The sequence below is a fragment of the Pontibacter rugosus genome, assembly GCF_042678745.1.
Lineage (GTDB): Bacteria > Bacteroidota > Bacteroidia > Cytophagales > Hymenobacteraceae > Pontibacter > Pontibacter rugosus.
In genome coordinates this window covers 1-2,281 of sequence record NZ_JBHTLD010000374.1, presented here as the reverse complement: position 1 = coordinate 2,281, position 2,281 = coordinate 1, and the positions used below count along the sequence as shown (strand labels likewise).

General features: G+C 49.1%; 2 protein-coding genes. Both read left to right on the top strand.

The window, feature by feature from the left end:
* The first annotated feature begins 58 nt into the window (after positions 1-58).
* Positions 59-1,636 carry a relaxase/mobilization nuclease domain-containing protein gene (locus tag ACFQ2O_RS21295; RefSeq protein ID WP_377532850.1) on the top strand — a complete coding sequence of 526 codons (1,578 nt, stop codon included), beginning with the start codon at positions 59-61 and terminating at the stop codon, positions 1,634-1,636.
* 20 nt (positions 1,637-1,656) lie between these two features.
* Positions 1,657-2,281: ParA family protein (locus ACFQ2O_RS21290; protein WP_377532848.1), on the top strand; the 625-nt coding region annotated here is incomplete at its 3' end.

Here is a 2,281-nt window from a genome sequence, read left to right as displayed (position 1 = left end):
GTAGCTTTTATGTGAAAATTATTATTTGTTATATTTTTGATGCGTTAAAGAGTGGGCTATGATTGTGAAAATCCTTTCTGCCGCTGCCGGGTTCAATGGCGTTGTTTATAATGAAGAGAAAAGAGCACAGGGTGCAGCTCAGCTGCTCAAGGCTGAGAACTTCGGTTTTCTGAATCTGGCAGCAGGAAGCTTGAAGCAGGAGGATTACATCAGGTACATGACGTTGGTGGCAAACACAAACGAATCAGTGCTAAAGTCCCAGTTCCATGCCATTATTTCCTGCAAGGGAAGGGAGAAGGGTGCGGAGGAACTCCTGGAAATCGCGGAGCAGTACCTCCAGCGCATGGGGTACCATGATAACCCCTACCTTATCTACTTTCATTCAGATACTGCGCACAACCATGTGCACATGGTGTCTACCAGGGTAAGCAAAGAGGGGAAGAAGGTGAATGACAAGTATGAAAACGTAAGGTCTCAGAAAGTGATGCAGGAGATTCTGATGCAGGATGTGGCATACGAGATAAAAGCATACTTGACGAAAGCGCTGGCATATGGATTTTCCTCTGAAGCTCAGTTTAAGTTGCTGCTCGAAAGGGAAGGCGTGAAGGTCACGGAGAAGGAGGGACAGTACCAGTTCATTAAGTACGGTTCAGTGGTGCATGCCTTTGCAAAGAAAGAAGTCGCTGACAGGATAGCGAAGTATAAAGCACCAGATGCGCGTGTAGGGCAGCTGAAAGCCATGTTCCGCAAGTATAAACGAGGCCTAACGGTGGAGCAGTTCTCCGGGCTATTAAAGGAAAAGTTCGGGATAGAGTTGGTAGTGCACCAGGCAGAGGGGAAGAGCACTCCCTATGGCTACACGATTCTCGACCATGCCAGCAAACAGGTGCTGAAGGGCTCCCAGGTGATGAAGCTCGATGAGCTGCTTTCCAGTGTTAACAGAGAAGATAAAATACAGGCTGGACGGGAGCTCATAGCCAAGCTCTCTGAAGACAGGGGGCTGTGCTACACTAGTTTTAAAAGACAGCTGGAGGCAACAGGGCTCCTTGTCAACAAAAAGGGAGAGATCCGCATCAAGGGAGATGAAGAAGGCAGCATCCCTGTTCTGGTGCTTGATAAGGCCCATGTCAGGGCGCTGCTTTACCAAGAAAGGCTGCAGGAGGCGCGGCAGTACGCTGCGACGAGCGATAGGGATGTGAGGCTGCTTTCCAGGCTGTTTTTTGTAAAGCAGTCGGATCTGTCGGTAGTGAAGGCTTCTGACCCTCTGGAGAAGGAGGTGGTGGCCGCCAAACTGCACAGTGGCCTTGCCAGCGGCAGGCCGCTGCAGGAAATTCTGGACAGTTGCGGCTGGAGCATCGCCCAAGCAGACGGAAAGCATTTCCTGATTGATTATCAGCAGAAACGGGTGTATGCCTGGGCAGACCTGACAAAAGAGAAGCCTGACTTGCATGTTGTGCAGGTTGCTGAGTTTGATAAGGGTAGCGATATGGCGAGAGAAGAGAGGCTGCAGGACGCATGGGGCCAGTCTTCCAGGACCATCGGTCAACTGGCAGCTTCCATGCTTTACCTTATGGAGTCAAACCTCGGACCTGATCAGGGAGAGAATAGGAAGAGAAAGAATCAACGAAAACGATAATATACATAGACGATTAATACATGAAAATTGTAGTAGCAAACCAAAAAGGAGGGGTAGGCAAGTCCACCACCTGTATACTGCTGGCTAACTATCTGGCCTTAGAGAAAAAGGACAATGTAATCATCCTGGATATGGACTTTCAGGACTCCATCTACTCCAGATGGGAGAAGGAGAAGGAGCTGTATGCCAATGACCCACTGTACGAGGTTATCAAGATGGAGGTAGAGGAGTACCCGAAATACAAGGTGCATATTGACAGTCTGCAAGGGGGGCATGTTATTATGGACATGCCTGGCAGGCTGGACACGAACGAGCTTATTGCTGTATACCAGGATGCTGAAGTAATCGTCTGTCCGTTTTCCTATGAAAAGATGACTTTTGAGTCCACCATGTTCTTTGTTCAGGTGGCCAAGCACGTTAACCCGCAGGTAAGGATTGTGTTCCTGCCAAACCGCCTGAAGTCCTCCGTGAACTATGAATTGAAAGCTGCCGTGGATGAGCAGCTGGCGCAATTCGGCACTGTGGCTCCGGCGCTGCCAGACCGTGTAGGATTTCAACGCATAGATACCGTATCGATCTCTTCGGATATCCGTGGGGTGCTCGATAATTCTTTTGGGTATATATATAATGAGTATTTAGAGACAA